General features: G+C 65.6%; 8 protein-coding genes. All 8 read right to left on the bottom strand.

Annotated features, from left to right (window positions below):
• Positions 1 to 238: 238 nt before the first annotated feature.
• Positions 239 to 766: a YbhB/YbcL family Raf kinase inhibitor-like protein gene (locus ACRDUX_RS20610; RefSeq protein ID WP_526415971.1), complete on the bottom strand. Its 528-nt coding sequence runs from the start codon at positions 764 to 766 to the stop codon at positions 239 to 241.
• Between the two features lie 82 nt (positions 767 to 848).
• Positions 849 to 1889, bottom strand: coding sequence for an NAD(P)-dependent alcohol dehydrogenase (locus tag ACRDUX_RS20615; RefSeq protein WP_526415973.1), 1041 nt, complete (start codon positions 1887 to 1889; stop codon positions 849 to 851).
• A 121-nt stretch (positions 1890 to 2010) separates the two neighbouring features.
• Entirely contained in the window at positions 2011 to 2298 is a 288-nt protein-coding gene (locus tag ACRDUX_RS20620) for a CBU_0592 family membrane protein (RefSeq protein ID WP_526415975.1), read from the bottom strand.
• 148 nt (positions 2299 to 2446) lie between these two features.
• Complete coding sequence (locus tag ACRDUX_RS20625) at positions 2447 to 2698, bottom strand: ferredoxin (RefSeq protein WP_526415977.1); 252 nt, start codon at positions 2696 to 2698, stop codon at positions 2447 to 2449.
• A complete protein-coding gene (locus ACRDUX_RS20630; protein WP_526415979.1) occupies positions 2695 to 4065 on the bottom strand; it encodes an NADH-ubiquinone oxidoreductase-F iron-sulfur binding region domain-containing protein in 1371 nt (456 codons plus the stop codon). Before ACRDUX_RS20630 ends, ACRDUX_RS20625 begins: the two co-directional genes overlap by 4 nt.
• Positions 4062 to 5582 carry a purine-cytosine permease family protein gene (locus tag ACRDUX_RS20635; RefSeq protein WP_526415981.1) on the bottom strand — a complete coding sequence of 507 codons (1521 nt, stop codon included), beginning with the start codon at positions 5580 to 5582 and terminating at the stop codon, positions 4062 to 4064. The genes ACRDUX_RS20630 and ACRDUX_RS20635 overlap by 4 nt, the downstream gene beginning before the upstream one ends.
• Before the next feature lie 29 nt (positions 5583 to 5611).
• Positions 5612 to 6076: a hypothetical protein gene (locus ACRDUX_RS20640; protein WP_526415983.1), complete on the bottom strand. Its 465-nt coding sequence runs from the start codon at positions 6074 to 6076 to the stop codon at positions 5612 to 5614.
• A gap of 72 nt (positions 6077 to 6148) precedes the next feature.
• Complete coding sequence (locus ACRDUX_RS20645) at positions 6149 to 7378, bottom strand: aromatic ring-hydroxylating oxygenase subunit alpha (RefSeq protein ID WP_526415985.1); 1230 nt, start codon at positions 7376 to 7378, stop codon at positions 6149 to 6151.
• Positions 7379 to 7433: the final 55 nt, after the last annotated feature.

Here is a 7433-nt window from a genome sequence, read left to right on the forward strand (position 1 = left end):
CTGTCTGATGGATGGCCGCAGCGCCTTGCTCGGAGGCGACCAACGCGGATACAAATTGCAAGATCAGGTCATCGTTTAGTCACAATGCGCCCAACTACGTGTTTTCTGAATTTGAGCAAAATGCACACACTGGGCCATTTCGTCAGAGCGGCCCTTTGCTCGAACTCATGCAGCGACGCGCTGCCGTGGGCCATCTCGGGTCCGTGTCGCAGAATTCGTCTGTGACTCCGCTCCCCCGTCAGCATTCGTAAACTGGGACGATCATCGCGCGGGCAACTGTGTGGCTGAACAGGTTGAAGCCGAGGAAGGCCGGGGTGGCGTTGGTCGGCAGATCCAGCGAGGGGACGTCTACGGCATGGACCGCGATGTAGTAGTGGTGCACGCCGTGCCCGACGGGTGGGGCGGCACCGAGGTAGCGGCGGATGCTGGCGTCGTTGAGGAGCTGGATAGCGCCGTCGGGCAGTTCGTCGCCGTTGTCGTTGCCCGCGCCGGTCTTCAGCTCGGTCACCTGCACTGGAATATCGGCCACCGCCCAGTGCCAGAAGCCGCTGCCGGTCGGTGCGTCGGGGTCATAGACGGTGACCGCGAAACTCTGGGTGTGTTCGGGGAACCCTGTCCAGGAAAGGTGCGGGGAGATGTCCTCGCCGCCTGCCCCGAATATGCCGCTGCGGTGCGCGGGGCTCAGGGTGGTGCCGTGAGTGACATCATCGCTGCTCAGCTCGAAGCTGGGCACCGAGGGCAGGGCGTCATAGGGATTGCGGCTCATCGTGGGGTACTCCTTGGGTCGGGATTCTGTACGGGGCCAGGCCGTGGCACGCCACGATCCTGGGGGACGGTACGTGAATGCTTCAGGATGAATGCGGCACGAGGATGCCGCGGCCGACGAGCTTGCCGGATTCGAGGTCGCTGATCGCCTCGCCGACCGCGTCGAGGGGATAAGTGCTCGTGTGCAGGGTGACCCGGCCCTGCGCGGTGAGGGTCATCAGCTCGGCCAGGTCGTTGTAGGTGCCGACGAGGTTGCCGATGATGTTGATCTCGCGGGAGATCAGTTCAATGGTGGGGACGCGGACCTCACCGCCATAACCGATGGTGTAGTAGCTGCCGCGATTGCGGAGCATTGCCACGCCCTGTGCTGGGGTGGACTGTTCGCCGACGAAGTCCATGAGGACATGGGCCCCGCCACCGGTGATGTCTTGGACCTGGGCCAGGACGGACTCAGAGGTGCCGGTGGCGTCGACGGTGTGGTGGGCACCGATGCTTCGGGCCAGTTCCAGAGCCTGCGGGGAGCGGTCGAGCACGGTGATGGTGGCCGGTGTGGTCGCGGCAAGCACCTGAACACCGATGTGGCCCAACCCGCCGGCGCCGATCACGACAACGTGGGTGCCGGGGGTGAGCAGCGGCTGGGCTTTGCGCACCGCGTGGTAGGCGGTGAGGCCAGCGTCGGCGAGGGCGGCGACGTCGACGGGTTGCAGGCTTGGGTCGAGCTTCACCACGGCGCGGGCGTTGGACAGCAGAAGCTCGGCCATACCGCCGTCGACATTGAGGCCGGGGAAGGTGGCATTTTCACAGTGTGAGTCCTCACCGATCCGGCAGGGACTGCACAGGCCGCAGGTGACCAGCGGGTGCAAGATGACCGCATCCCCGGGGGCAACGTTGCTGACCGCGCTGCCGACCTCGCGGACCCAGCCGGCGTTCTCGTGGCCCAGGGTGTAGGGCAACGTGGGGTTCTGAATACTCGCCCACTGCCCTTCGATGACGTGCAGATCGGTGCGGCACAACCCTGCCGCGCCGATTTCGACGAGTACGTCCAGTGGACCTGTGACCTTGGGTTCGGCGACCTCGTCGACGCTGGGGAGTTTGCCGTAGGAATGAACGCGAACAGCCTTCATAGGTGTACCTCTCGATTGTCATTGCAGGGGTTATCAACGGTGAATAGTTTTGGACTCGATGCCGTACAAGCAGGTACACGCACACCGCGGGTCGCCGCGGTGGGCCGGCGCTCCGGCGTGCTCATGAGTGCGGACGGGTTACCACTGTCCTTGCGGGACGCCTTACTTCCTTGTCCGGCCGTGGAGACCGGGCCCGGATGAGCCCCACGAGCGACACCACCGCCCACACGCCTTCCAGCAACAGGAAGCCCCATTGGCGGCCTTGTGCGGCTTGGATGGCCAGAATTGTGGAGCCGACCAGGTTGAACACGCTGTAGGTCCAGGAGGAGGGTCTGATCTGCTTGAACTGCACGAGGACGAAGGGGATCAGCACAAGCAGGGAACCGGCTACCTGGATGGCCTGTGTCATGGGAGCGCTCGCCGACGGAGCGCCGTGCGACGGTGATTCACGGACTTGGTCACAATTCCTCGAAGACGGTTGGTGTGTACGGGCAGAGATTTGGGGCACCCCAAAGCACCCGCCGGGACGACGGGCCGATGGGGCCGGGGCGGGCGGCTCAGCCGGTGGGGTGCAACAGCTTCCCTGACGCGGGATCGGTAGTGGCCGCGGTGGGCGGTGCGTCGATCCACCGGATTGCCTTGATGGGACATTGCTGCACGGCCCGGGTGACGGCATCACGATGCTCGTCGTCGGCGTCGACCTGCACGGCTTGGACGATGCCCCAGTCATCGGCGACGAAGTGATGTGGGGCGAGCTCGACGCAGATGCCATAGCCCTGACACTTGGTGGGATCGACCCGCGCCCTCATCGGACACCCGCCAAGTGCGCGAGCATCGGAGCAGACTCGCCCGGAGAGGGGGCCACTGATGGTGCGAGCGAGAGGTGTTCCCACCGTCGGGGTTGATGCGCCCGCAGGCACTGCGAGCAGCCGACGTCGATGTGGCGGGAGATGACCCCGGGGTAGTACCGAAGCAGGGTCCGCAACATGACCGCGACGCCGTCGGGGACGGCACATGCTCCGCTCCCGCGCAGCTGGGAGCTCCATCGGGGCAGTTTCGACTCGTAGCCACCACCGCGGGAAGGCTTGCCCATCGAGGCGAGGACCGCGGCGATGGTGCTGCTGGAGGACATGCAGGCTCGGCATTGGCGGGCGTTGTGCTCGGCGTAGAAGGCGACGACGTCGGCCGCGACCTTCACCGGGCAGATCGAGGGGTCCAGGAAGTGCAGTGATCCGCAGCCCAAGCTGCTGCCCCGCGCACTCACTGCGTCGAAACTCAGCGGCAGGCTCGGCCACACCGGGACGATGCCGCCGAAGAAGCCTCCCATCAGGACGTTGAGCCGGGAGCTGTTCTGCCCGGTGACGTCGCGCACGAGCTCACCCAGCGGCACGCCGGTCGGCAGTTCGTAGAGGCGGGGCGTGATTCCTGGGCCGGACACAGTGGCGAGGAATCCGCTGGGCTCGGCCGGTGGGTTCGGTGCCATGGCTCGAGCGATCCAGGCCAGGGTCTCCACGTTCAGCACCAGCGTCGGGGCGTCGTTGATGCCCACCTGGTAGGGACGGGGCGGTTTGTCCTTGGGCCGGGCGATACCGGTCATGATGGCCCGAACGACCGCGGTCTCCTCCCCTGCCACGTAGGTATCCTGGGCGGTCACGACCTGCAGGGTCGGCCCAGCGTCGCGGCGGGCGTCGATCTCAGTCACGGCCGCAGCGATGCTGACCCGGGATGCGGCGTCGGCGACGTAGACGTACGCGGTTTCGGCGTCCACGGCAGCGGCGGCCAACAGCAGTCCGTCGAGGACGAGGTGCGGCCGGTACCGCAGAAGGTAGCGGTCCTTGTAGCTCAAGGGTTCTCCCTCCGCACCGTTCGCCACGACGGTCGGCCGCTGCCGCTGCTCGTGGCCGGCTTCGGCCACGGCCCGCAGCTTGAGCATGGCGGGGAAAGCGGCCCCACCCCGACCCCGCAGGGTGGTCATCGACGGGGCGGCGGCCATGGCGGCCAGCGCCGCAGCCTGTGGTGAGCCGGCGGTGAGTGTCCTGGTGTATCCGCCGAGGTCCAGGTAGGCCTCGCAGGATTGCTGCTGCCACGGCTGGGAGCCGATGAGTCCTGGGGTGCGTGGGTCCCACACCCGCACGTCGTCGATGGGCAGGTTCGGAAACGTTGGCTGGGTGCTCACTCGAAGCTCCCCTCAGTCGCGAGTTCTGCGGGCGCCACGACGCGGTGGCCGAGGACGATGGGCGGAACCTTCCCCGCCGAGGGGAGGACCCGGTGAGGAATGAAGAGCAGCAGAGCGCCGTAGATCAGGAAGGACAGGACCGCGGAGGTAATGAAGCTCAGATCGACCCCTCCGGCGACGTTTTTCCACGGCCCCACGATTACCGGAGGTGTGTTGGCAAGCAGCAGGCCGATGATGACCGGCGGAATCCAGGCGCTGAGCGCGTAGAGATTCCACCCGCGGGTGTACCAGTACACGCCGCCGGTGCCGCCGGCGTTGAAGACTTGCAGGTCCGCCGGGGCGTAGCGTCCGCGCAGCGCCAGGTGACCCATCACGATGATGACGAGCCAGGGCGCCGTCACGACGGTGAGCAGCGTGATGAACGCCGAGACCAGAGACAGCGCGTTCCAGACCAGTGAGCCGAGGTAGACCAGCGCCACTCCCACGGCGCTGATAAGCAAGGTGGCGTTGACCCGATTCAGCCGGGGTATCAACGAGGAGGTGTCCAACCCGGACCCGTACAGGGCGATGGCGCCCTGTCCGCATCCGCCGACCAGCCCGACGACGATCAAGGGAACCGCGTACCACGTGGGCGAGGCGTTGACCAATCCGAAGACGAAGTCCGTGTTGCGGTCAGGGAACAGGGTGGTGAAGTAGGCGGCGAACATCATCGCGAACCAGCATCCGACAAAGATCCCGGCGCTGGCCACCCACGCGCCGCGGCGAGCATCCCGAACCGGTAGGTAACGCGCGTAATCGTTCACGAACGGCCCGTAGGACAACGGCAATGCCGCTGAGGTGACGACGGCCAGGATCCACGTGGGCCAGAACCCCCCGAGAAGGTAGTCCCCACCGGCGTAGCTCTGGTGGAAGTCGGGCAATTTGATGAGGATGCCGACGATGAGCAGGCCAGCCAACACCGGAGCGAGGTACTTCTGTGCGGCGGCGACGGTGGCGTGCCCGACGAGCGCGACGAGCACCGTGATCACCCCGATGACGCCGTAGGCGACCGCGAGCTCGACATTGCCTTCGGGTAGCCCGAACAGCCGATTGCCGCCGGCGACGATGGCTTGCGCCCCGGTCCACACCGCAAGGGCATAGAAGCCGATCGCGATGAATAGCACCACCAGCGAGCCGAGGATTCTGCCCACCACGCCGAAGAACGCGCCACTACTAACCGCGCTGTTGGTCCCAGTGCGCGGCCCGACCAGTGCCAATGGCCCGAAGAACACGGTGCCGACAGCGCTGCCCAATGTGATGGCCCAGAACGCCGGCCACCAACCCAGCCCGAAGACGATCGGCAGGGCCCCCAGCACGATGATGCCGAAGCACATCTGCGCCCCGAAGAACACGATCCCCAGCTCGCTGGGCGCGGAGTGCCGCTCCTCCGCGGGTACGTAGTCCACTCCGCGGGTCTCGACGCGGCCGATCTCGTCGATCCCCTGCCGCAATGGGATCCCGGTTGCCGGATCAGTCATCGCAGGTTCCTTTCCTGGTTCGAGGCTCATCAGCCGGGGAAGGTGAAGCGGCCGGTGCCTTCGATGAACGCCAAGCCCTTGACCGGGTCGCCGGCATTAAGGGCTCCCTCCCGGGTATGGGAGCAGAACTCCAGATCCACCACGATCTCGCCGGTGACACCTTTCCAAGCGCCGGTACCGTCGTCGAAGGTGAAGGTGCCCTTGTCTTTTCCGTCGACCATGTACCAGTCGACGCGGCCGAGGAGCAGGTCGTCGGTGGCGGGATCTTCCAGGCGGACGCTGCCGAACCCGTGTGGGGTCGACCCGTCGGTGTCAACCTCATCCATGCCTACGAACACCGAGCGGAAGTAGGTCGGAGTGTCGGTGCCGGACAAGACGATCTTCGTCATCAGATCGGCTTCAAAACAGACGGTGGTTAGGCTGCCGCGCAGCGGCAGCGCCCGGCCCCACTGTGCGATACCGCCGGAAATCATCGAAACCTCGTGCTGAGTCATGGGTGAACCTTTCGTTGACGCGTTCGTGGATGCAGGAAGTGAGAAGGGAAGGTGCAGTTGAGGGTTGTCGAGCTAGACGTCCGTGGCGGGCAACCGTGATGCGAGGTACTTCTGCAGCTGCCAGATCGCCTGCTCGTGCGGGTGCAAGACCCCGCCGGCCGCGCGGGTTGATTTGGTCGTCGACTGCACCCGCTCGTTGACGCTGGCGTCCTCGGTCTGAAACGTGCGGAAGAAGTCCGCGGCTTCGGCGATCCCCGCCTCGAAACCGTCGGCTCCGAGGCTCTCGACGGGGACGAGCAGTTTGACCTCGAGGCTGTGGGTCTCGGGTCCGGTCGGCAACGCCTTGAACCAGAAGGTGATGTCTGGCGAGGGGACCACCATGAAGATTGGGAACTTCGCGATCAGCAGGGACTGGGAACGCTGGTAGGCAGAGAGGTCAGGCTGGGCGGGCAGCCAGCTCGGTTGCAACAGGTGGCCGTCTTCCTCGCCGCTGGCTGTTTCCGGGCCGGCCTTCATGCGGGAATAGAACCATTCACTGCCGCGCTCGGCACCGACCTCGACCGTGCCGATCGGCCACAACGGCTGCAGCGTGTTCTTGTGTATACCGATGTGGTGGTAGCACTCGGCATAGTTCTCGACCACGAGCTTCCAGTTCACCTTTGACTCACCCCAGTCCACGACGGTGGCAATCCGCCAGTTGGTGAAGTCGTAACCGCCCTGCACGGCCGTGATCCCGGCCATGTCGAAGGAAGTCGTGCTCGCATCGTCGAGGTTCACAAAGATGAAGCCCTGCCAGATCTCCATGCGTATCGGCCACAGCCCGTAAGCGTCGGGGTCGAAGCCAGGCCGCGCCAGCATCTCGGGTGCGTTGAGCAGACTGCCGTCCAAGCGGTAGGTCCATGCGTGGTACGGGCACTCGAAGCGTTCCGCGCAGCCGCGCTGCTGATGTTCGGCGGATGTCTTGCCGCCGAGAAGGTCCACGTAACGGTGCCGGCACACCCGGGAGAACACCCGGACCGCAAAATCGTCGCCGCGCACGATGATCAGGGGTTCACCGGCGAAGTCGGCAGCGACGTAACTGCCGCGATCGGGCACCTCCTCGACCCTGGCGATGCAGACCCAGTCCTTGCGAAAGATGTGCTCCAACTCATGCTCGTACATCGCCGAATCCCAGTACGCCTGGGCGGGCAGCGGTATTGCCTGCTCGAGGGGGAGGTCGGCTTGCCGGGCTATCTGTCGCACCAGGTCGCCGACCCCGACGGCGGCAGGGTGCGTGGTGGTGTGAGTCGCGGTGTCAGTCACAGGGACTGCCTCTCAGTGTCAGGTTCGGTTGGGCCGCGTGATCGACGTCATGCGG

Origin of the sequence: Mycobacterium sp., from assembly GCF_050701675.1 — a bacterium.
Lineage (GTDB): Bacteria > Actinomycetota > Actinomycetes > Mycobacteriales > Mycobacteriaceae > Mycobacterium.